This is a genomic window from Luteimonas composti, assembly GCF_042678665.1.
Classification (GTDB): Bacteria; Pseudomonadota; Gammaproteobacteria; order Xanthomonadales; family Xanthomonadaceae; genus Luteimonas; species Luteimonas composti.
The window spans coordinates 179,649-199,757 of sequence record NZ_JBHTKU010000001.1; the positions used below are offsets into that span (position 1 = coordinate 179,649).

Annotated in this window: 20 protein-coding genes and 1 tRNA gene; 18 read left to right on the forward strand and 3 right to left on the reverse strand. The window is 72.1% G+C overall.

What is annotated here, in order from left to right:
* Positions 1–46: 46 nt before the first annotated feature.
* The 8 genes from aroC to ACFQ2D_RS00875 all read left to right on the forward strand — a co-directional run bounded on the left by aroC (position 47) and on the right by ACFQ2D_RS00875 (position 8,083).
* Complete coding sequence (aroC, locus tag ACFQ2D_RS00840; protein WP_280941714.1) at positions 47–1,141, forward strand: chorismate synthase; 1,095 nt, start codon at positions 47–49, stop codon at positions 1,139–1,141.
* Complete coding sequence (locus ACFQ2D_RS00845) at positions 1,134–2,138, forward strand: 2-hydroxyacid dehydrogenase (protein ID WP_280941715.1); 1,005 nt, start codon at positions 1,134–1,136, stop codon at positions 2,136–2,138. Before aroC ends, ACFQ2D_RS00845 begins: the two co-directional genes overlap by 8 nt.
* 109 nt (positions 2,139–2,247) lie before the next feature.
* Positions 2,248–3,276 carry an aspartate-semialdehyde dehydrogenase gene (locus ACFQ2D_RS00850; RefSeq protein ID WP_280941716.1) on the forward strand — a complete coding sequence of 343 codons (1,029 nt, stop codon included), beginning with the start codon at positions 2,248–2,250 and terminating at the stop codon, positions 3,274–3,276.
* 73 nt (positions 3,277–3,349) lie between these two features.
* A complete protein-coding gene (locus ACFQ2D_RS00855) occupies positions 3,350–3,928 on the forward strand; it encodes a hypothetical protein (protein ID WP_280941717.1) in 579 nt (192 codons plus the stop codon).
* 179 nt (positions 3,929–4,107) lie between these two features.
* Positions 4,108–4,620 carry a hypothetical protein gene (locus ACFQ2D_RS00860; protein WP_280941718.1) on the forward strand — a complete coding sequence of 171 codons (513 nt, stop codon included), beginning with the start codon at positions 4,108–4,110 and terminating at the stop codon, positions 4,618–4,620.
* Between the two features lie 96 nt (positions 4,621–4,716).
* Entirely contained in the window at positions 4,717–6,576 is a 1,860-nt protein-coding gene (locus tag ACFQ2D_RS00865; protein WP_342457120.1) for a FimV/HubP family polar landmark protein, read from the forward strand.
* On the forward strand, positions 6,577–7,362 hold the full coding sequence (gene truA, locus ACFQ2D_RS00870) for a tRNA pseudouridine(38-40) synthase TruA (RefSeq protein WP_280941719.1): 786 nt from the start codon (positions 6,577–6,579) through the stop codon (positions 7,360–7,362). It abuts the gene before it with no gap.
* 64 nt (positions 7,363–7,426) lie between these two features.
* Positions 7,427–8,083, forward strand: a complete 657-nt coding sequence (locus tag ACFQ2D_RS00875; protein WP_280941720.1) for a phosphoribosylanthranilate isomerase — start codon at positions 7,427–7,429, stop codon at positions 8,081–8,083.
* Between the two features lie 21 nt (positions 8,084–8,104).
* On the opposite strand, the gene ACFQ2D_RS00880 is transcribed toward ACFQ2D_RS00875, so the two are convergent.
* A complete protein-coding gene (locus ACFQ2D_RS00880) occupies positions 8,105–8,998 on the reverse strand; it encodes a LysR family transcriptional regulator (protein ID WP_280941721.1) in 894 nt (297 codons plus the stop codon).
* Between the two features lie 94 nt (positions 8,999–9,092).
* Here ACFQ2D_RS00880 and trpB point away from each other — a divergent pair, with 94 nt between their 5' ends.
* From trpB to ACFQ2D_RS00915, 7 genes are all read left to right on the forward strand, one after another.
* Entirely contained in the window at positions 9,093–10,310 is a 1,218-nt protein-coding gene (gene trpB, locus ACFQ2D_RS00885) for a tryptophan synthase subunit beta (RefSeq protein ID WP_280941722.1), read from the forward strand.
* Positions 10,310–10,813: a hypothetical protein gene (locus tag ACFQ2D_RS00890; RefSeq protein ID WP_280941723.1), complete on the forward strand. Its 504-nt coding sequence runs from the start codon at positions 10,310–10,312 to the stop codon at positions 10,811–10,813. Before trpB ends, ACFQ2D_RS00890 begins: the two co-directional genes overlap by 1 nt.
* Positions 10,814–10,856: 43 nt before the next feature.
* The gene (gene trpA, locus ACFQ2D_RS00895) at positions 10,857–11,657 is read left to right on the forward strand and encodes a tryptophan synthase subunit alpha (RefSeq protein WP_280941724.1); all 801 of its coding nucleotides are present in this window, start codon (positions 10,857–10,859) and stop codon (positions 11,655–11,657) included.
* A 144-nt stretch (positions 11,658–11,801) separates the two neighbouring features.
* Entirely contained in the window at positions 11,802–12,686 is an 885-nt protein-coding gene (gene accD, locus ACFQ2D_RS00900) for an acetyl-CoA carboxylase, carboxyltransferase subunit beta (protein WP_280941725.1), read from the forward strand.
* Positions 12,683–14,044 (forward strand): phosphoglucosamine mutase, encoded by a 1,362-nt coding sequence (glmM, locus tag ACFQ2D_RS00905; RefSeq protein ID WP_280941726.1) that lies wholly within the window; start codon positions 12,683–12,685, stop codon positions 14,042–14,044. Before accD ends, glmM begins: the two co-directional genes overlap by 4 nt.
* Before the next feature lie 73 nt (positions 14,045–14,117).
* On the forward strand, positions 14,118–15,056 hold the full coding sequence (locus tag ACFQ2D_RS00910; protein ID WP_280941727.1) for an isopenicillin N synthase family dioxygenase: 939 nt from the start codon (positions 14,118–14,120) through the stop codon (positions 15,054–15,056).
* An 87-nt stretch (positions 15,057–15,143) separates the two neighbouring features.
* The gene (locus tag ACFQ2D_RS00915; RefSeq protein ID WP_280941728.1) at positions 15,144–16,283 is read left to right on the forward strand and encodes a glucuronyl esterase domain-containing protein; all 1,140 of its coding nucleotides are present in this window, start codon (positions 15,144–15,146) and stop codon (positions 16,281–16,283) included.
* A 79-nt stretch (positions 16,284–16,362) separates the two neighbouring features.
* Here the strand turns inward: ACFQ2D_RS00915 and ACFQ2D_RS00920 are convergent, their stop codons facing one another.
* Entirely contained in the window at positions 16,363–17,532 is a 1,170-nt protein-coding gene (locus ACFQ2D_RS00920; RefSeq protein ID WP_280941729.1) for a trypsin-like serine peptidase, read from the reverse strand.
* A 290-nt stretch (positions 17,533–17,822) separates the two neighbouring features.
* Complete coding sequence (locus tag ACFQ2D_RS00925; RefSeq protein ID WP_280941730.1) at positions 17,823–18,623, reverse strand: SDR family NAD(P)-dependent oxidoreductase; 801 nt, start codon at positions 18,621–18,623, stop codon at positions 17,823–17,825.
* A gap of 71 nt (positions 18,624–18,694) precedes the next feature.
* Here ACFQ2D_RS00925 and tpiA point away from each other — a divergent pair, with 71 nt between their 5' ends.
* The 3 genes from tpiA to ACFQ2D_RS00940 all read left to right on the forward strand — a co-directional run bounded on the left by tpiA (position 18,695) and on the right by ACFQ2D_RS00940 (position 20,071).
* Positions 18,695–19,447 (forward strand): triose-phosphate isomerase, encoded by a 753-nt coding sequence (tpiA, locus tag ACFQ2D_RS00930; protein WP_280941731.1) that lies wholly within the window; start codon positions 18,695–18,697, stop codon positions 19,445–19,447.
* Between the two features lie 33 nt (positions 19,448–19,480).
* Positions 19,481–19,936: a preprotein translocase subunit SecG gene (gene secG / locus ACFQ2D_RS00935; RefSeq protein ID WP_280941732.1), complete on the forward strand. Its 456-nt coding sequence runs from the start codon at positions 19,481–19,483 to the stop codon at positions 19,934–19,936.
* A gap of 50 nt (positions 19,937–19,986) precedes the next feature.
* Positions 19,987–20,071 (forward strand) — tRNA-Leu (locus ACFQ2D_RS00940).
* Positions 20,072–20,109: the final 38 nt, after the last annotated feature.

A 20,109-nucleotide genomic window follows, 5' to 3' on the forward strand; every position in this document is an offset into this window, starting at 1 on the left:
GCGACGCCGCCGGCCCGCCCACCGAGGCAAGCGAGGCTCTGCGCACTTGAACACGTTCGGCCACCTGTTCCGCGTCACCACCTTCGGCGAATCGCACGGCCCGGCGATCGGCTGCGTGATCGACGGCTGTCCGCCGGGCATCGCGATCGCGCCGGAGGAGTTCGCGCACGACCTGGCGCGCCGCGCCACCGGCAAGACCCGCCACACCTCGGCGCGGCGCGAGGCCGACGAGGTCGAGATCCTGAGCGGCGTATACGAAGGCGTCACCACCGGCACGCCCATCGCCCTGCTGGTGCGCAACACCGACCAGCGCAGCAAGGACTACAGCGCCATCGCGCGCCAGTTCCGCCCAGGCCATGCCGACTACGCCTACTGGCAGAAGTACGGCATCCGCGATCCGCGCGGCGGCGGGCGCTCGTCCGCGCGCGAGACCACGATGCGCGTGGCCGCCGCGGTCATCGCCAAGAAATGGCTGGCCGGGCGCGGCGTGCAGGTGCGCGGCCACATGGCGCAGATCGGCGACGTGTTGCCGCGCAGCCACGACTGGGCCGTGGTCGAGGACAATCCCTTCTTCTGGCCCGATGCCGCGCAGGTGCCAGAACTTGAAAGCTACATGGACGCGCTGCGCAAGTCCGGCGATTCGGTCGGCGCGCGCGTGACCGTGGTGGCCGACGGCGTGCCGCCGGGCTGGGGCGAGCCCGTGTACGGCAAGCTCGACGGCGAACTGGCCGCGGCGATGATGTCGATCAACGCGGTCAAGGGCGTGGAGATCGGCGACGGTTTCGCCAGCGTGGCGCAGAAGGGCACGCAGCACCGCGACGTGATGACGCCGGGCGGGTTCCTGTCCAACCATGCCGGCGGCGTGCTGGGCGGCATCAGCACCGGCCAGCAGGTGGTGGTCTCGGTGGCGTTCAAGCCGACCTCCAGCCTGCGCCTGCCGGTGGAAGGCGTGGACGTGGACGGCAACGTGGTCGACATCGTCACCACCGGCCGCCACGATCCCTGCGTCGGCATTCGCGCCACCCCGATCTGCGAGGCCATGCTGGCCCTGGTGCTGATCGACCAGGCGCTGCGCCATCGCGCCCAGTGCGGCGACGTGGGCGAGGTGCCGCATCGCATTCCCGGCCGCGTTGATGGCTGAAGCGCGCCCGCGCGTCTGGGTGTCGCAGCCGCTGTTCGACGACATCGTCGCGCGGCTCGACGAACACTTCAGGGTCGACGCCGCGCGCGAGGTGACCGCGTGGCCGCAGGCGGCGATCGCGGCCCGGCTGCGCGAGGCCGACGGCGCCCTGGTCACGCTCAACGAGCGCATCGGCGCGGACGAGATCGCCGACGCGCCGCGCCTGCGCGCGGTCGCCAACGTCGGCGTGGGCTACAACAACCTCGACGTCGATGCGCTGCACGCGCGCGGCATCGTCGCCACCAACACGCCCGACGTGCTCACCGAGACCACCGCGGACCTGGGCTTCGCCCTGCTGATGGCGACGGCGCGGCGGATCACCGAGGGCGAGCGCTGGTTGCGCGCGGGGGAGTGGACGCAGTGGTCGTTCGACACCCTGCTGGGCCAGGACGTGCACGGCAGCACCCTGGGCATCCTCGGCATGGGCCGGATCGGGCAGGGCATCGCCCGACGCGGCGCGCACGGCTTCGGCATGCGCGTGCTGTACCACAACCGCAGCCGCCTGCCGGGCGGTATCGAAAGCAACTGTCGTGCGACGCTGGTGGACATGGATACACTGCTGCGCGAATCGGACCACCTGGTGCTGGTCCTGCCGTATTCGCCGCAGACCCGCCACGTGATCGACGCCGCCGCCCTCGCGAAGATGAAGCCGACCGCGACGCTGACCAACATCGCGCGCGGTGGCCTGGTCGACGAGGACGCGCTGGCCGACGCACTCGCCGCGGGCCGCCTGGCGTCCGCGGGGCTGGACGTGTTCGAGGGCGAGCCGGCGGTCAATCCGCGACTGCTGGCGCTGCGCAATGTGGTACTGACCCCGCACGTGGGCAGCGCCAGCCGGGCGACGCGTCGGGCGATGGCCACGCTGGCCGTGGACAACCTCATCGCCGCGCTGGGCCGTGGCCCCCGCGCCGGCGACCCGCCGACCCCGATCACCGGCAAAGCGACCGCCAAACGGTAGGGGAGCCGTCGCCGGTCATCCTGCGCGGGTTCCCCCGAACACAGCGAGTGCGCGCGCCGCGCGCGGCCCCACGCCATCTCCATTCCCGCATTCCCCGGACCTTCCTGAAATGAACACCCCGCAGAACCGTCGTTTCAACGTCGCCGTCGTCGGCGCCACCGGCGCCGTCGGTGAAGTCATGCTCTCGATCCTCGCCGAGCGCGATTTCCCGGTCGGCAAGCTGGTCCCGCTGGCCTCCGAGCGCTCGGCCGGCAGCACCGTCGAGTTCGCCGGCGAGGACCATGTGGTCCAGGATCTCGCCAGCTTCGACCCCGCCGGGATCGACATCGCCCTGTTCTCCGCGGGCGGCGACACCTCGAAGGAGTACGCACCGAAGTTCGCCGCCGCCGGCGCGGTGGTGATCGACAACTCCTCGGCCTTCCGCTACGAGGACGACGTCCCGCTGGTGGTATCCGAGGTCAATCCGGAACAGGCGAAGAACCGCCCGCGCGGGATCATCGCCAACCCCAACTGCTCGACCATGCAGATGCTGGTCGCGCTGGCGCCGCTGCACCGCAAGTACGGGATCGAGCGCATCAACGTGGCCACCTACCAGTCGGTTTCGGGTGCCGGCCGCACGGCGATGGAGGAGCTGGGCAAGCAGACCGCGCAGCTGCTCGGCTTCAAGGAAGTCGAGACGGACAAGTTTCCGGTCCAGATCGCGTTCAACCTGATCCCGCACATCGACAGCTTCCTGGACAACGGCTTCACCAAGGAGGAGATGAAGCTGGTCTGGGAGACGCGCAAGATCCTCGGCGACGAATCGATCCAGGTGAACCCCACCGCGGTGCGGGTGCCGGTGTTCTACGGCCACTCGGAGGCCGTGGCGATCGAGACGCGCGAGAAGGTGACGCCCGAGGCTGCACGCGAGCTGCTTGCCGCCTCGCCCGGCGTCGAGGTGGTGGACGAACGCCGGCCCGGCGGTTATCCCACCCCGGTGACCCACGCCTCGGGCAAGGATGCGGTGTACGTGGGCCGCATCCGCGAGGACCTGTCGCATCCGCGCGGCCTCAACCTCTGGATCGTCTCGGACAACATCCGCAAGGGCGCCGCCCTCAACGCGGTCCAGCTGGCCGAACTGGTCGCGGCCGAGGGCTGACCGCCAGGCGTCGCCGTTGACCGGCCCGGGCCTGCGGTGGAACACTGGCCCGGTCACAGCCAGGGAGTGGCCGATGCACGCATGGAAGCTGTGCGCCTGGATCGCGTTCGCGACATGCGCGCTGGGTCCGATGTCCGGTCCGATGGCCGGCCCGCGGGATGACGGGCCGCCCGCGCGCGACCGCGTTGGCCGGCTGCCGGTCGCCGGCCACTTCGATCGCACCGAACTCGAGCAGGCGATGGCGCTGGGCGGCGGCGCGCTGCGCGGCGTCATGGGCGTCAGCAACCGCGAGGGCGTCGGCGGCCTGCTGAAACGGGTGATCCGCGGCCGCGAGATCGCGCTGGCCGAGCACGAGTGGGTGCTGCTGCTGCCGATGACGGCCCACGTCCAGGAGTGGCACGCGCGCAACAACCGTGACGGAACGATCGAGCGTGAGGTGCGACTGCATCCCGAGGCCTGGACCTATGCCGGGCGGGTCCGCACCGATGCGGACGGCAATTTCTCGTTCGATGGGCTGCGTCCCGGCCGTTACCTGGTGCTGTCGAGTTTCATCGTCCCGTTCCGCGGGCACCGGGCGTCCCTGACCGGCGAATACACTACGAGTACGTCTACGCGGGGGTGGGTGCGGGCCATTACCGGGCCCGGCCGGTGACCCGCGTGGAGCGGTTCGACAATGCGATGGGAGTGCAGGTCGGCGAGATCGTCGAGATCCGGGAGGGGGCGGTCACCACGTTCGCGCCTCCTTCGCGGGCGCTGTACTGAGCGATGCATCATCCAGGGACGGAAGGAGGTCGCATGCGACGCAGGGCGGGATGGCAACTGGGCCTGGCCATGGCGATGGCCGTGCTGGCGCCCGTGGATCGGGGGGTGCTGGCGCAGGAGCCCGGGTGCCGCGACAGCGATGCCAGTTGCTGGTACCTGGTGGGGGGCATCGGCGAGGCGCCGGCGCGCGTTGCGTGGCTGGCCCGCGCCCGGGCAGGTTCCGCACAGGGTCATCGCCGCATCGAGCTGGTACAGGTGCTGGAGGAGCGCGGGGCGCCGCATCCGTATGTGGTCTGGGACCTGCAGGTGGACTGCGCGGCCGGCGCACTGCGCGCCGGGGAACGCTGGATCGCGGGCCGCGATGGCCTGCTGGCACGGCAGCCGGGCGATCCACAGTGGACGCCTGCGGCGGAGGCAAGGCATGGGGAGTCGTTGGCCCTGCCGCTGGCCTGCGATCCGGAGGTGGCCAGCGGCCGGAGCCCGACGCACGCAACCATGTTCATCGGGAACGCATGGCGGGCCCCGGACGCGCAGGCCTCCTTTCGACAGGTCTTCTGGGAGCCGCCAGCGCCGCCGCCTTGACCCGGGCGCTTCGGCAGCTTGACGGTGACTACCGCAATCAATAAGTTGCGACCGTCATTTCGACCGATCCTGATCCGGATTCCTGGGGGCCTTCTCTTGAAGACGCTGGCATGCCGCCTCGTCCTGCTGCTGGCGCTGCTGGTGCAGGTCCCGGTCGCGATGGCCCTGGGCCTGGGTCAGATCGAGGTGAAGTCGCGGGCCGGCGAGCCGCTGCTGGCCGAAATCCCGATCATCTCCACCGATCCGTCGGAGCTGGAGAACCTGCAGGCGCGGCTGGCCTCGCCGGAGACCTTCCGCCGCATCGGCCTGGAACCACCCTCGGGCCTGGTCTCGCAGCTGGACTTCGCCATCGCCCTGGATCCGCGGGGCCGCCCCGTGATCCGCATCACCAGCCCGGCGCCGGTGGAGCAGCCGCTGCTGACCTTCCTGGTCGAGGTGGACTGGGGCCAGGGCCGGCTGGTGCGCGAATACTCCGCGCTGGTCGATACGCCGCAGACGGTGGCCGCGCCCGCGCAGCCGCCGATCCAGGCGCCGTCCGCGGCGCCGTCCAACCTCATCGCGCGCCCGCCGCAGCCGGAACCGGCCGCGGAGCCTTCGCGGCCCGAGCAGGCGGCGGCCGCGGAAGAGCCGGCGCCCGCCGAGGCGGTCGCGGAGACGGCGACGCCTGTGCCGGCCCCTGCACCTGCGCCTGCGCCTGCGCCTGCGCCATCCGGCACGCCATCCGGCACGCCCGGCGAGTACGGGCCGGTGCAGGCTGGCCAGACCCTGGGCCGGATCGCCGCCGAGCTGTCGGCCGGCAGCGGCCAGAGCCTCAACCAGGTGATGCTGGCGCTGCTGCGCGCCAATCCCGAAGCCTTCATCGGCGGCAACCTCAACCTGATCCGGCAGGGCGCTGTGCTGCGCCTGCCTCCGCAGGAGGAGTGGTCGCAGGCCAGCGTGGCCGAAGCCAACGCGGTGGTGCGCGAACACGTGGCCCGCTGGCGCGAGATGCGCCGGCCGGTGCCGCAGCCCGACGCCGTCGCCGGGGCGGGGCAGGCGCCCGGGACGGCGGATGCAGCGGCGCCCGCCGCGGCGGCCGCGGGCACGGCGCCGCGGGTGGCCGATGCGCGGCTGGAGATCGTGCCGCCGGGCAGCGGCGAGGCAGGACAGGCAGGAACACGGACCGGCGCCGCCGCCGGAGGCGAGGGCGACATGCTGCAGCAACAGGAACTGGTCCAGACGCGTGAAACGCTGGCCGCGCGCGAGGCCGAGATCCAGGACCTGCAGGCGCGCCTGACCGAACTCGAGCAGCTGCAGCAACAGCAGCGGCAGCTCATCGAAATGAAGGACAGCGAACTGGCCGCCGCCCAGCAGCGACTGGCCGAGAGCAATGCGCAGGCACCGGCCGCGACCGCTGGCGCGCTGCCCTGGGCCTGGATCGGCCTCGGCCTGCTCGCTGCCGCGCTGCTGGCCTGGTGGCTGGCGCGGCGCAAGGCGGCCGTGCCCGCGCGCAAAGGCTATGGATTCGCCACGCCGGCCACCCCGCCGGCGCGGCCTGCCACCGGCCCGAAGCCTGCCAGAGCGGCCGATCCTGTGTCCGCGCCGCCCGCACCCGCGGGACCGGTCGCCCCGGCCGGACCGCCGCCAGCGGCCGCCGCGGCGGCCACGGCGCCCAGCCCACCGCCTGCCCCGGCACCACTGCCGATGGACGCCGCCGTGTCGTGGCATGCCGCGCCCGCCGCGGCCACCGGCGGCTCGCCGACCTGGCACGCGGCCGGCGAGGAACCGGGCTCCGCGTCGGCCGGCCCGGCACCGACCGGCCTGGCCTCGGCCGGACAGGAACGCATCGAGCTGGCCCGTGCCTACATCGACCTGGGCGATGCAGAGACCGCGCGCGGCCTGCTTCAGGAAGTCGCCGTGACCGGAGACGCGGTCGCCCGCGGCGAAGCCGAGCGCCTGCTGCGCGAACTGGCCTGAGTGCGGTACGCGATCGGCGTCGAATACGACGGCGGCGGCTTCCGCGGCTGGCAGCGGCTGAGCAAGCCCGGCGAGCCCGACGAGGCCACCGTCCAGGGCGTGCTCGAAACCGCGCTGTCCTCGGTGGCCGACGCCCGCATCGACACGGTCTGCGCAGGGCGCACCGACGCCGGCGTGCACGCGCAGTGCCAGGTCGCGCATTTCGACAGCGAGGCCGGGCGCGACCTGCGCGCCTGGACCCTGGGTGCGACCACGCGCCTGCCGCCGGCGGTCAGCGTGACCTGGTGCCGGCCGGTGGCCGACGATTTCAGCGCGCGTTTTTCGGCGGTGGCCAGGCGCTACCGCTACCGCATCCTCAACCGCCGGGTGCGTCCCGCGCTGGCCCGGCAGTGGCTGTCCTGGCACTGGCGGCCGCTGCAGGCCGAGGCCATGCACCACGCCGCGCAGGCGTTGATCGGCGAGCACGACTTCGGGGCATTCCGTTCGGCCGAATGCGAAGCCACCCACGGCCGCCGTGAGCTGCAGCGCATCGCGGTGGATCGCGACGGCGACGTGGTGACCATCGACGTGCAGGCCAACGCCTTCCTGCACCACATGGTGCGCAACATCGTCGGTTCGCTGCTGGAGGTCGGCGCCGGCGCCCGGCCTGGAGACTGGATCGCCGAACTGCTGGCCAGCCGCGACCGCCGCCTGGCCGGGCCCACCGCGCCCGCCAGCGGCCTGGTGTTCGTCGGCCCGCTGTATCCGGCGATGCACGGGCTGCCCGCCGAGGTCAGCCTGGACTGAGTCCGACCTGTGCGGCCGCGCCGCGACCGCGCACAATGCGCCACCGCCCCATGGAAACGCGTTCGTGTCCCAGCCTCCCTTCCGCACCCGGATCAAGTTCTGCGGCATGACCCGTCCCGGCGACGTCCGCCTGGCGGGCGAACTCGGCGTGGACGCGGTCGGCTTCGTGTTCGCCGCGCGCAGCCGGCGCCGGGTCGATGCCGCGCAGGCGGCGGCGATGGTCGAGGCGCTGGCGCCGATGGTCGATGCGGTGGCGCTGTTCATGGACAACCCGGCCGAGGAAGTGCGCGAGGTGATCGCGCGCGTGCGGCCGGCGCTGCTGCAGTTCCACGGCGACGAGGACGAGGCGTTCTGCCGCAGCTTCGGCCTGCGCTACCTCAAGGCGGTGCCGATGGGCGGGGAGGCGTCGCTGGATCCGCTGCAGCTGCACGCGCGCTGGCCGAGCGCGGCGGGCTTCCTGCTCGACGGGCACGCGCCCGGCGAAGCCGGCGGCGGTGGGGTCGCGTTCGACTGGTCGAAGGCGCCGCGCGGCCTGATCAAGCCCTGGTTCATGGCCGGTGGGCTGACCCCGGACAACGTGCACGATGCGGTCGCGTCCACGCGGCCCTGGGGCGTGGACGTGGCCAGCGGGATCGAGGCGCCGGACGGCGTGCCGGGCGCCAAGGACGGAGCGCGCATGCGCCGCTTCGTCGAGGAAGTGCGGCGCGCGGACTGCGGCTGAGGCGCGGCGCCAGCCGCGGCATCAGCCCCGGATGGCCAGTTCCGCGCGCAGCCAGCCGGCCAGGCGTTCCAGCTGCGGATCTGCATCGTGGCGCGTGCACAGGCACCAGTGCGCGCCGGTGTCGACAAATCCCCAGGGCGCGACCAGGCGCCCGCTGGCGATGTCGGCGGCGACCAGCGGCTGCGGGGCGATCGCCACGCCAAGCCCGGACACCGCGGCTTCCAGCAGGTAGTACAGGTGTTCGAAGCCGGTGCCCGTGCGCAGCGCCGCCGGGTCCAGCCCCTGCGCGTGCGCCCACTGCGGCCAGGCCTGCGGGCGCGAGGCGGTGTGCAGCAGTTCCTCGCCGAGCAGCGCGCCGGGCGGCTGCCCGTGCAGGCGCGCCGCGGCCGGATGGCGCGGGTCGACCACCGGGCCGATGCGTTCGGACGCCAGGGCGTGGACGCGCCACTGCGTCGGCCATGGCGGCTCGCCGACGAGCAGGGCGGCATCGAGGCCGGGCAGGGCGGGGCTGAAGTCGCCTTCATGCGGCGACAGGTGCAGCTGCAGGCCGGGCAGGTCCCGCCGCAGCCGCTCCAGCCGCGGGATCATCCAGCGCGCCAGCAGACTGCCCGGGCAGCCGATGACCCGCGTATCGGGCCCGGCGCCGCGTCGCAGGCTGCGGATCGCGTCCTGGATCTGTTCGAAGGCGATCCCGGCCGCCTCACCCAGGCGCTGGCCGGCATCGGTCAGGCGCAGGCCGCGGCCCTCGCGCCGGAACAGCGCCAGCCCCAGTTCCTCCTCCAGCAGCCGCAACTGCCGGCTGACCGCGCCGTGGGTGACGTGCAGCTCCGCGGCAGCGCGCCCGAGACTGCCGAGCCGGGCCACCGCCTCGAAGGCACGGAGCGCGTTGAGGGCAGGGAGGTTGCGACCCGACATGTGAGATTTCCTCAAAGGTCGACCAGATATTATCGATTTTTCGGCGGCGATACGTGCGCTACAGTGGAATCTCTCCAAGATCCGGTCCGCCCCGATGAACGCCCCAGCCCCGCAGGACTTCCACGCCTGGCCCGACGCCAGTGGCCACTTCGGCCGCCACGGTGGGCGCTTCGTCGCCGAGACCCTGATGGGGCCGCTGGAGGAACTGGCCGCGGCCTACGACGCCGCGCGCGTGGACCCGGCCTTCATCGCCGCCTACGACAAGGACCTCAAGCATTACGTCGGCAGGCCCAGCCCGATCTATCACGCCGAACGCCTGAGCCGCGAAGTCGGTGGCGCGCAGATCCTGCTCAAGCGCGAGGACCTCAACCATACCGGCGCGCACAAGGTGAACAACACCATCGGCCAGGCGCTGCTGGCGGCGCGCATGGCCAAGAAGCGGATCATCGCCGAGACCGGCGCCGGCCAGCACGGCGTCGCCAGCGCCACGGTCGCCACGCGGCTGGGCCTGGAGTGCGTGGTCTACATGGGCGCCACCGACATCGAGCGCCAGAAGATCAACGTTTACCGGATGAAGCTGCTGGGCGCCACGGTCGTGCCGGTGACCTCCGGCTCGGCCACGCTCAAGGACGCGCTCAACGAGGCGATGCGCGACTGGGTGACCAACGTGCGCGACACCTTCTACATCATCGGCACCGTGGCTGGCCCCGATCCGTATCCGCGCATGGTGCGAGACTTCAACGCGGTGGTGGGGCGCGAGGCGCGCGCGCAGATGCTGGAGGACTACGGCCGCCTGCCGGACGCGATCACCGCCTGCGTGGGCGGCGGCAGCAACGCCATCGGCCTGTTCCATGCCTTCCTCAACGATGCGTCGGTGCGCATCGTCGGCGCCGAAGCCGCGGGCGACGGGATCGACACCGGCCGCCATGCCGCCTCGCTCTCGGCCGGGCGCGTTGGCGTGCTGCACGGCAACCGCACCTACGTGATCTGCGACGACGACGGCCAGATCACCGAGACGCATTCGATCTCGGCGGGCCTGGACTATCCCGGCGTCGGTCCCGAGCACGCCTTCCTCAAGGACTCCGGTCGCGCCGAGTACGTGGGCGTCAGCGACGAGGAGGCACTGGCCGCCTTCCACCGCCTGACCCGCACCGAGGGCATCCTGCCGGCGCTCGAATCCAGCCACGCCGTCGCCCAGGCGATCAAGCTCGCGCGCGAACTGCCCAGGGACGCGCTGGTGCTGTGCAACCTGTCCGGCCGCGGCGACAAGGACGTGCACACCATTGCCGCGCGCGAAGGGGTGGAGGTCTGATGCCGGCTCCGCTCGCCGCGCTGCTGCTGGCCCTGGGCGGCGGCGCCGCGCCGGCACCGGACATCGACTGCGTGGCCGGGCTGTGCATCGACCAGCCATTCGACCCGGCCACCGCAGGGGACGGCTGGCAGGTCGCGGACTGGCCCGACCCCAAACTCTGCACCCAGGTGTCCGGCGGACGCCTGCCCGCAGGTGCCGGCATGATGCTGCTGGACGGACGCATCGCGCGCTTCGAGGTCGGCCTGCCATACGGCGGCGACGCCACGTCCGAGGCGCCGTTCGGACTGCGTCCGGGCATGTCGCTGGCGGAGGCCGGCGCGCTGTTGCCGGACGCGGACGTCGAGCCGCAACTGCACAAGTACGCCTGGCCACCCGGCCTCTACTTCATCTGGCGCGACCCGGCGCGCGACCGCGCCGTGCGCATCGAAGTGCCCGATGGCGTCGTCGAAACGATCCTCTGGGGTCGCGCCCAGGCCGTCGGTTTCAGCGAGGGCTGCGCATGACCCCGCGACCCGCCATCCTGTCCTTCATCCGGATTTCCTGCCCATGAGCCGTATCCCGCAGCGATTCGCCCAACTGGCCGGGCGCGGTCGCAAGGCGCTGATTCCCTTCATCACCGCCGGAGACCCTTCGCTGGCGGCAACGGTACCGGCGATGCACGCGCTGGTGGCCGCGGGCGCCGACGTCATCGAGCTGGGCGTGCCGTTCTCCGACCCGATGGCCGACGGCCCCACCATCCAGCGCAGCTCCGAACGCGCGCTGGCGCGCGGCGCCGGGCTGGGCTGGGTACTCGAGGCCGTACGCGAATTCCGGACCCGCGACCCGGACACGCCCGTGGTGCTGATGGGCTATCTCAACCCGGTCGAGATCCGCGGCGCCTCGCGATTCGGGCGCGAGGCCGCCGAGGCCGGCGTGGACGGCGTGCTGCTGGTCGACCTGCCGCCGGAGGAATCGCCCGAGTTCCGCGACGCCTTCGCCGCGCACGGCATCGACCTGGTGCTGCTGGTCTCGCCCACCACCCCCGAAGCGCGGCTGCCGGTGCTGCTCGGCAACGCCCGCGGCTACCTGTACTACGTCAGCTTCGCCGGCGTCACCGGCGCCTCGGACCGGCTGGACCCGGCGGCCGCCGCAGCGCACCTGCGCCGGATCCGCGCCGACAGCCCGGTGCCGGTGGTGGCCGGTTTCGGCATCCGCGACGCCGCCAGCGCGGCGGCGATGGCGACCGACGCCGACGGCGTGGTGGTCGGCAGCGCGCTGGTCGCCGAGCTGGCCGATGCCGGGGATCCGGACGAGGCGGCCCGCCGCGCCGGCGCGTTCCTGGCTCCGCTGCGGGCCGCGCTGGACTGAGCCCCGGCCAGGACATGCGCGGCCTGGCCGGCGTCGGAAGGCCGGGGGCGCGCGTGGCCGGCGCCGGGGGGGCGGGGTGCTCCGACCCGTGCGCTAAACTGCGCGCCTTCGCGGCCGCAGCCGCCAACGGATCCGACGCCAAGCATGTCCTGGTTGAAGAAACTGATGCCGCCGCGCATCCGCACCGAGACGGGCACCAACGCGCGCAAGCGCAGCGTGCCCGAGGGCCTGTGGGAAAAGTGCGAGCGCTGCAGCGCCGTGCTCTACGGCCCCGAGCTGGAGGAGAACCTCGAGGTCTGCCCGAAGTGCAACTTCCACCGTCCGATCCGCGCCCGTGCGCGGCTGCGCACGTTCCTCGACCCGGGTGAGCTTGCCGAGATCGCCGGCGAACTCGGGCCTACCGACATCCTGCGCTTCCGCGACCAGAAGCGGTACGCCGACCGGATCAAGGCCGCGCAGAAGTCCACCGGCGAGCGCGACGCGCTGGTCGTGATGGAGGGCCGGCTCAAGCAGATGCCGATGGTCGCTGCCGCCTTCGACTTCGCCTACATGGGCGGCTCGATGGGCTCGGTGGTGGGCGAGCGCTTCGCCCGCGGCGCCGAGCGCGCGCTGGAGCTGGGCTCGGGCTTCGTCTGCTTCTCGGCCAGCGGCGGCGCGCGCATGCAGGAGAGCCTGTTCTCGCTGATGCAGATGGCCAAGACCTCGGCCGCGCTCGGGCGGCTGCGCGCCGCGGGCCTGCCCTACATCTCGGTGCTGACCCATCCGACCACCGGCGGCGTGTCGGCCTCGTTCGCCATGCTGGGCGACATCAACATCGCCGAACCGGAGGCGCTGATCGGCTTCGCCGGCCCGCGCGTGATCGAGCAGACCGTGCGCGAGACCCTGCCCGAGGGCTTCCAGCGCTCGGAGTTCCTGCTCGAGCATGGCGCCATCGACCAGATCTGCGACCGCCGCCAGCTGCGCGACCGCATCGCGTCGCTGGTGGCGATGATGACCCGCCAGCCCATCCCGCAGGATGCCGCCGCATGAGCAGGAAGTACTTCGGTACCGATGGTATCCGCGGCCGCGTCGGCGAGGGCCCGATCTCGGCCGATTTCGTGCTCCGCCTGGGCAACGCCTACGGCCACGCCCTGCGCGAGGCCGCCGAGGCGCGCGGCGACAGCCGCAAGCCGCTGGTGGTGATCGGCAAGGACACGCGCATCTCCAACTACATGTTCGAGGCGGCGCTGGAGGCCGGCCTGGTCGCTGCCGGCGTGCACGTGCAGCTGATGGGGCCGATGCCCACGCCGGCGGTGGCGCACATGACCCGTTCGATGCGCGCCGATGGCGGCATCGTGATCTCGGCCTCGCACAACCCGCACTACGACAACGGCATCAAGTTCTTCTCCGCCGAGGGCGAGAAGCTCGACGACGCGACGGAGCTCGCGATCGAGGCCGCGCTGGACCGGCCGTTCACCACCGTGTCCTCCGAGCGCCTGGGCAAGGCGGTGCGCACCCGCGACGCGGTGGGGCGCTACGTGGAGGCCTGCAAGAGTTCTGTTTCGCGCACCTTCAACCTCACCGGCATGCACATCGTGGTGGATTGCGCCAACGGCGCGACCTACCAGATCGCGCCGCTGGTGCTGCGCGAGCTCGACGCGCGGGTCGACGCGATCGGCGTCGATCCAGACGGCACCAACATCAACGACGGCGTCGGTTCGATGCACCCGGAGACGCTGTCGGCGCGCGTACGCGCGGCAGGCGCCGACCTCGGCATCGCCTTCGACGGCGACGGCGACCGCCTGCTGTTCGTCGACAGCGACGGCGCGGTCCACGACGGCGACAACCTGCTGTACCTGCTGGCCACCGACTGGCAGGCCAGCGGCCGCCTGCGCGGTCCGGTGGTCGGCACGATCATGACCAATTACGGCCTCGAGCAGGCGCTGCAGCGCGCCGGCATCGAATTCCTGCGCACCAAGGTCGGCGACCGCTACGTGCACCAGGCCCTGCTCGAGCACGGCGGGATCCTCGGCGGCGAAGCGTCCGGCCACCTGTTGTGCCTGGACCGCGCCACCACCGGCGACGGCATCATCAGCGCGCTGCAGGTGCTGGAGGTGCTCAAGCGCCGCGGCCTGACCCTGCAGCAGGCCATGGCCGGCGTGCGCAAGCTGCCGCAGAAGACCGTCAACGTGCGCTACGGCAACGGCGCGCGCCCGGCCGAGGCCGAGAGCGTGCTCGCCGCGCTGGGCCGCGCCCAGGCGGCGGTGGAAGGCCGCGGCCGCGCCTTCCTGCGCCCCTCCGGCACCGAGCCGGTGGTGCGCGTCACGGTCGAGGCCGACGACGATGCGCTGGTGCAGTCCACCCTCGACACCCTGGCCGACGCGGTGCGCGCCGCCGCGGAAGCATGAACTGACCCGGATCGGTGCGGCCCGCGCGGCGGGCCGGCCTGATGCCGGATCGCAGACGTACCCGGAGTCCAGCATGAGTGCGCGTATCCCCACCCTCGACATCCGCCGCTTCGACAGCGACCGCGACGCGTTCGTGGCCGAACTCGGCGCCGCCTACCGCGAATGGGGGTTCGCGGGAATCAGCCACCACGGCATCCCCCAGGCGCTGATCGACGAGGCCTACGCCGCGTTCCGCAAGTTCTACGCGCTGCCGGAGGACGTGAAGAAGCAGTATCACATTCCCGGCGGCGGCGGCGCGCGCGGCTACACCCCGTTCGGCATCGAGACTGCGAAGGGATCCAAGCACTTCGACCTCAAGGAGTTCTGGCATATCGGCCGCGAACTGCCGGACGACTCGAAGTACCGCGACGTGATGCCGCCGAACGTGTGGCCGGCCGAAGTGCCCGAGTTCAGGGAATACGGCCTGGCGCTGTACAACGCGCTGGACGCCCTGGGCTCGCGCGTGCTGTCGGCGCTGGCCCTGCACATCGGCCTGCCGGCGGACTTCTTCGCCGACAAGACCAACTTCGGCAACTCGATCCTGCGCCCGATCCACTATCCGCCGATCACCGCCGACGACATCCCCAACGTGCGTGCCGGCGCGCATGGCGACATCAATTTCATCACCCTGCTGGTCGGCGCCTCGACCGCGGGCCTGGAAGTCCTGTCGAAGAAGGACGAGTGGGTGCCCTTCACCTCGGAAGGCGACACCATCGTGGTCAACATCGGCGACATGCTCGAACGCCTGACCAACCACGTCTATCCCTCGACCATCCACCGCGTGGTCAATCCTCCGGGCGAGGCCGCGCGCCAGCCGCGCTATTCGGTGCCGTTCTTCCTGCACCCGAACCCGGACTTCCTGATCGACGTGCTGCCGTCCTGCGTGAGCGAGGACAATCCCAGCCGCTACCCGGAGCCCATCACCGCGCACGGCTTCCTCGAGCAGCGCCTGCGCGAGATCAAGCTCAAGTAACCGCGCCTGCGAGCCGGCCGGCGCCGCGCGTTGGCCGGAACGCGCGCCACGCTGGCATCATCGGGGCGACCTGCAAGGGAGCCCGCGATGCCCTCGATCCTGTTCCGCTTGGTGGTCCTGGCCACCGCGCTGGCGCCGTCGTTCGCATGGGCGAAGGCCGCGGACGCCTGCGTGGCGCCGCTCGCACCACTCGAAGCGCACGCCGGCGTGCCGGACCTGCTGCGCAGGTCCGACGGCACGCCCGTCGCGGCGGTCGACTGGCCGTGCCGCCGGGCTGCGCTGCGCGCGACCGCAGAGGCGCATGTGTATGGCGGGAAGGGCCCCGACGACGCAGCGGTGACGGCGCGTATCGTCGATGGCCGGCTGCAGGTCGTGGTCCGCCGGGACGGACGCGAGGCGGGCTTCGAGGCCGAGCTGCACCTGCCGCCGGGGCCAGGACCGTATCCGGTGATGGTCCTTCTGGGGCCGGGCGGGGGCGTCGATCCGGCGCTGCTCGACGCCGAGGGCGTGGCGCTGCTGAAGTTCGACCCCACCCAGGTCGGCGCCGAGACCGGACAGTCGCGCGAACGGCGCGGCGCCTACTATGCGCTGCACGGCGGGGCGCAGGATGCCACCGGCACGCTGATGGCCTGGTCCTGGGGCGTGAGCCGGCTGGTGGACGCGATCGGGCAATTGCCAGACCTGCTGCGTGGCGATGCAGTCGCGGTGAGCGGCTGTTCGCGCTACGGCAAGGGCGCGCTCGCGGCGGGCGCGTTCGATACGCGTATCGCGTTGACGATCCCGGTCGAATCCGGCGCGGGCGGCGTGCCGCTGTGGCGTGGCGTGAGCACCGGCGGGGCGCAGCCGCCGCACAGTGCGTTCGGCGAACAGCCTTGGCTGGGTGAGGGATTTGCGGCGTTCGCCGACGACGTGGAACGCCTGCCGATCGACCAGCACGCGGTGCTGGCGCTGGTGGCGCCGCGCGGCCTGCTGGTGCTCGACAACCCGCACGTCGACTGGCTGGGCGCGCCGGCCGGCCATGCCAGCGCGCGCGCCGCGCTGCCGGCGTTCGCATTGCTGGGAGCGGCGGGCAACCTCGGCTACTACGGGCAGGTCGCCGACGGCCGGCACTGCGCCTGGCGCGACGAATGGGACCAGCCCGCCCGCGATGCGATCCGCCGCCATCTGCGCGGCCTGCCGGCGGACGATCTCGCGATCGTGCCGGCAGGTACGGAAGCCGCGCCGTAGACGGTCGGCAAGGCAGGACGCTCCGGTCCTGCCGAGCTGCCGGTGCAGGCGCATCGCCTGCCGGGACGTCGATCCGGCCTCAACAGCCGGCCACGTTGCACAGCGGCACGATGTTGGCGCTGCTGAAGCGCGGGCCGACGTAGCTGTTGCCGAAATCGCCGATGTGCGGGCCGCTGACCACGCCGTTGACGTGGTTGCCCGCGTGCGAGTTCGGCGTGTAGTTGCGCAGCCAGCCGCCGCCGCTGCTGCCGTAGGTCATGTCGCAGCCCTGCACCAGCACGTCGGTGCCCTCCCAGCCGGAGCTGTAGCTGCGTCCGGCGCAGATGTGCGTGTACTGGGTGCTCAGGTTGCTGGCGTAGCCGTGCGAGTAGATCTGCTGGTCGTAGCCCCAGTCCCAGCTGCGGCCCAGCCAGCCGACGTAGTTGGTCACAGGCTGGCCGGTGGTCGCTTCGCCGGAGAGGCGGATCACCGCAACGTCCCAGCGCCGGCCGCCGTCGCTGATCCAGTTGTTGAGCACGGTCGCCGACTGCCAGCCGTAGCGGCCGTACGGCGCGACGCCGTAACGGTCGGCCGGCACGAACACGAAGTTGCGGTTGAAGCCCTGGCCGCGGGTGTACACGCAGTGGGCCGCGGTGATGATCACCGAGTTGCCGCTGGCGACGTTGGCGGTGCAGTAGGAGCTGCCGCCGCCGGGCGTGGTGAAGTAGAGCTTGCCGATCTTGTTCCAGGGCGCGGCCGTCCACTGGAAGGTGTAGTAATTGCCGGGATAGCGCAGGTAGGGATGGTGGGCGCCGTCCTTGTCGGCCGAATCCTTGGCCGGCTGCTCGACCTCGGTGCCTGCCAGCGCCTCGAGCCGGCGCCAGGCCTCGCCGAACTGCTGGCGGGCCTGGTAGTCGGCGAAGGGCAGGGGGCTGCCGCCTTGCCGGGTGTTGTCCAGGAACGGCTGGCGCGGCGCGGGCAGCGCGGCCTCGGCGTCCTTGGGCTGCACTCGCGCGTCGGCGGGCCAGGGCAGCGGCGCCGCCGCGGCGCGCTGCTTCTCGGTGGCGAAAGGATGCGCCACCGCCGAGTCGGGGATCTTGCGCTGCGATTCGCTGCTGGCGGTGAGGACGGTGACCTCGCCCTGCGGCGTGCGCACCACTTTCTCCGAGGCCTGCACGGCGCCGGCGATGGAGCCGGTGGCGATCAGGGCGATGGCCGCGCACTGCATGGTCGTCGTGCGGGATGCATGGAGGGTCGTGCTGGATTTCATCTGCGGTTGCCTTTGCTCTGGGTCGCGGCGGCGGGAATTCGCCGCTGCGGGACGGGCAGTACGACCCCTGCGCGCCGCCGTGCGGCGGTGCGGTCGATGCCGTTGCGTTGGGGGAGGCGCGCTCCGCCTCGTCCTTGCCTTCGCGCCGCGCGGCCCCTTCACGCGCGGCGGTCCATCTCCGTGCTGCATGTCCGCACAGTCCAACGCCCCGCCCGCACCGCCGCGGACAGGGGCGGCGCGGAATCAGGGTTTTCCTACACGGGCTTGTCGTGCGAAGCGCCCGCGGGCGCCTATTCCGTGCTGCGGATGCGCGCGGAGTTCTTCGCCATGCGGCGCAGCAGGAAGCGCTCGGGCATCAGGCGCGTCGCCACGCGCAGCGCGCGGTAGACCGCGCCCGGCACCACCACCACCTCTCCGCGCTCGACGCCGTCGATGCCGGCGCGGGCCACGTCCGCGGCCTCCAGCCACAGCCAGCGCGGCAGCTTCGACATCATCGCGCGGGTGCCGGTGACGTCATGGAATTCCGACCAGGTGAAGCCCGGGCACAGCGCCGTCGCGTGCACCCCCGCGTCGGCGTTCTCGAGCGCCAGCGATTCGCTGAATTTCACCATGAAGGCCTTGACCGGCGCATACAGCGTCTGGCCGTCGGCCGAGGGCACGAGCGCGGCGAAGGAGGCGACGTTGAGGATGCGGCCGGCGCCGCTGTCGCGGATCGACGGGAGCAGGCGCCAGGTCAGTTCGCAGACCGCGCCGACCATCACCTGCAGGAAGGCGGCGTGGGTGTTCCAGTCGCTGCGCAGGTAGCGTCCGGGCACGCCGTATCCCGCGTTGTTGACCAGGATGCGGACCGGCACGCCAAGCGCGGCGATCGCATCGACCAGCCGCGCCGGTGCATCAGGGTCGGCGAGGTCGGCGGGCAGCACGTGCACCGGTACCCGGACGCGCAGCCCGGCCGCCAGGGCCTCCAGTCGATCGGTGCGCCGCGCGGTCAGGACCAGCGGCACCCCGCGCCGCGCGTATTCGCGGGCGATGGCTTCGCCGATGCCGCTGGAGGCGCCGGTCACGAGGGCATGGCCACGGGGGTCGGTCACGGTGTGGGTCCTCGGGCAGGGACGGGTGGCGTCGGCTATCCTTTGCGCCCTTCACACGTCAGGGGCAAGCGATGCGCCGCAGGATCGTAGCCGGAAACTGGAAGCTCAACGGCACCCGGGACTTCGCCACCGGCCTGGTCGGCGCACTCGCCGCCGAACTCCCGATCCAGGGCGTGGACATCGTGGTCCTGCCGCCGCTGCCCTACCTCGGCGACCTGATCGAGGATTTCGAGGATCGCCCCATCGCCTTCGGCGCCCAGGACGTGAGCCACAACGAGGAAGGCGCCTACACCGGCGAGGTCTCGGCGCGGATGCTGCTGGACGTGGGCGCGCGCTATGGCCTGGTCGGGCACTCCGAGCGTCGCCAGTACCACCACGAGAACAGCGACCTGGTCGCGAAGAAGTTCCTGGCCGCCTCCAGCGCCGGGCTGGTGCCGATCCTGTGCCTGGGCGAGACCCTGGCCGACCGCGAGGCCGGGCGCACGGCCGAGGTCATCGCCGCCCAGCTCGAGCCGGTGCTGGAGCGGGCCGGGGTGGCCCGGTTCCAGGGCGCCGTGGTGGCCTACGAACCGGTCTGGGCGATCGGCACCGGACGGACCGCCTCCCCGGAGCAGGCACAGGAGGTCCACGCCCTGATCCGTGGCCACGTGGCGGCGCGGGATGCTAGAATCGCCGATTCGCTGCCGATCCTGTACGGCGGCAGCGTGAAGCCGGCCAACGCCGCCGAGCTGTTCGCCCAGGCGGACATCGACGGCGGCCTGATCGGCGGCGCATCGCTGGTGGCGGCGGACTTCCTCGCCATCGCCCGCGCCGCGGCCCGCTGACCGCAGGTCACAAGACATTTCGAGTACGCCGCAATGCTGCTGTTGATCCTCAACATCCTGTTCGTCCTGGTCGCGATCGCCATGATCGCGCTGATCCTCATGCAGCGCGGTGCCGGCGCCTCGGCCGGTTCCGGCTTCGGCGGCGGCGCGTCGGCGACCGTGTTCGGCGCGCGCGGTTCGGCGAGCTTCCTGACCAAGGCGACGAAGTGGCTGGCCATCAGCTTCTTCGGCATCACCCTGTTCATGGCGTGGTACGCGACCCATCGGGCCACCGCGCCGCAGCCGACCGCCGACCTGGGCGTCATGTCCCAGGTTCCGGCTGCTCCCGTGGCCCCGGCCAACGTCCCGGCGGCGCCCGAGACCGGCGCTGCCGTTCCCGCTGCGCCGCAGCAGCAGCCGGCCGTCGAGCCGGCCGCGACCGCCGTGCCGGCGGCCCCGCAGGAAGAGAGCGGAGAGGAGACCGCGCCGGCTGCTCAAAACGAGCAATAACGCTTACAATTGCCGCGTTGCCCGGAGTGGGTTGGCGCGGCGACAGATTTGCCCAGGTGGCGGAATTGGTAGACGCACTACCTTGAGGTGGTAGCGGCTTAGGTCGTGGGGGTTCGAGTCCCCCCTTGGGCACCATATTTACCGATGTCGCGCGCGCGTCAACGCGCGCCGAG

Excerpts from the sequence above, each read along its gene's own strand:
- accD (WP_280941725.1), top strand. The coding sequence starts at position 11,802 with ATGTCCTGGTTGAAGAAACTGATGCCGCCGCGCATCCGCACCGAGACG.
- ACFQ2D_RS00915 (WP_280941728.1), top strand. The coding sequence starts at position 15,144 with ATGCCCTCGATCCTGTTCCGCTTGGTGGTCCTGGCCACCGCGCTGGCG.
- ACFQ2D_RS00880 (WP_280941721.1), bottom strand. The coding sequence starts at position 8,998 with ATGTCGGGTCGCAACCTCCCTGCCCTCAACGCGCTCCGTGCCTTCGAG.
- ACFQ2D_RS00845 (WP_280941715.1), top strand. The coding sequence starts at position 1,134 with ATGGCTGAAGCGCGCCCGCGCGTCTGGGTGTCGCAGCCGCTGTTCGAC.
- glmM (WP_280941726.1), top strand. The coding sequence starts at position 12,683 with ATGAGCAGGAAGTACTTCGGTACCGATGGTATCCGCGGCCGCGTCGGC.
- secG (WP_280941732.1), top strand. The coding sequence starts at position 19,481 with ATGCTGCTGTTGATCCTCAACATCCTGTTCGTCCTGGTCGCGATCGCC.
- ACFQ2D_RS00855 (WP_280941717.1), top strand. The coding sequence starts at position 3,350 with ATGCACGCATGGAAGCTGTGCGCCTGGATCGCGTTCGCGACATGCGCG.
- ACFQ2D_RS00910 (WP_280941727.1), top strand. The coding sequence starts at position 14,118 with ATGAGTGCGCGTATCCCCACCCTCGACATCCGCCGCTTCGACAGCGAC.
- trpA (WP_280941724.1), top strand. The coding sequence starts at position 10,857 with ATGAGCCGTATCCCGCAGCGATTCGCCCAACTGGCCGGGCGCGGTCGC.
- ACFQ2D_RS00920 (WP_280941729.1), bottom strand. The coding sequence starts at position 17,532 with ATGAAATCCAGCACGACCCTCCATGCATCCCGCACGACGACCATGCAG.
- ACFQ2D_RS00860 (WP_280941718.1), top strand. The coding sequence starts at position 4,108 with ATGGCGATGGCCGTGCTGGCGCCCGTGGATCGGGGGGTGCTGGCGCAG.
- trpB (WP_280941722.1), top strand. The coding sequence starts at position 9,093 with ATGAACGCCCCAGCCCCGCAGGACTTCCACGCCTGGCCCGACGCCAGT.
- tpiA (WP_280941731.1), top strand. The coding sequence starts at position 18,695 with ATGCGCCGCAGGATCGTAGCCGGAAACTGGAAGCTCAACGGCACCCGG.
- ACFQ2D_RS00850 (WP_280941716.1), top strand. The coding sequence starts at position 2,248 with ATGAACACCCCGCAGAACCGTCGTTTCAACGTCGCCGTCGTCGGCGCC.
- ACFQ2D_RS00890 (WP_280941723.1), top strand. The coding sequence starts at position 10,310 with ATGCCGGCTCCGCTCGCCGCGCTGCTGCTGGCCCTGGGCGGCGGCGCC.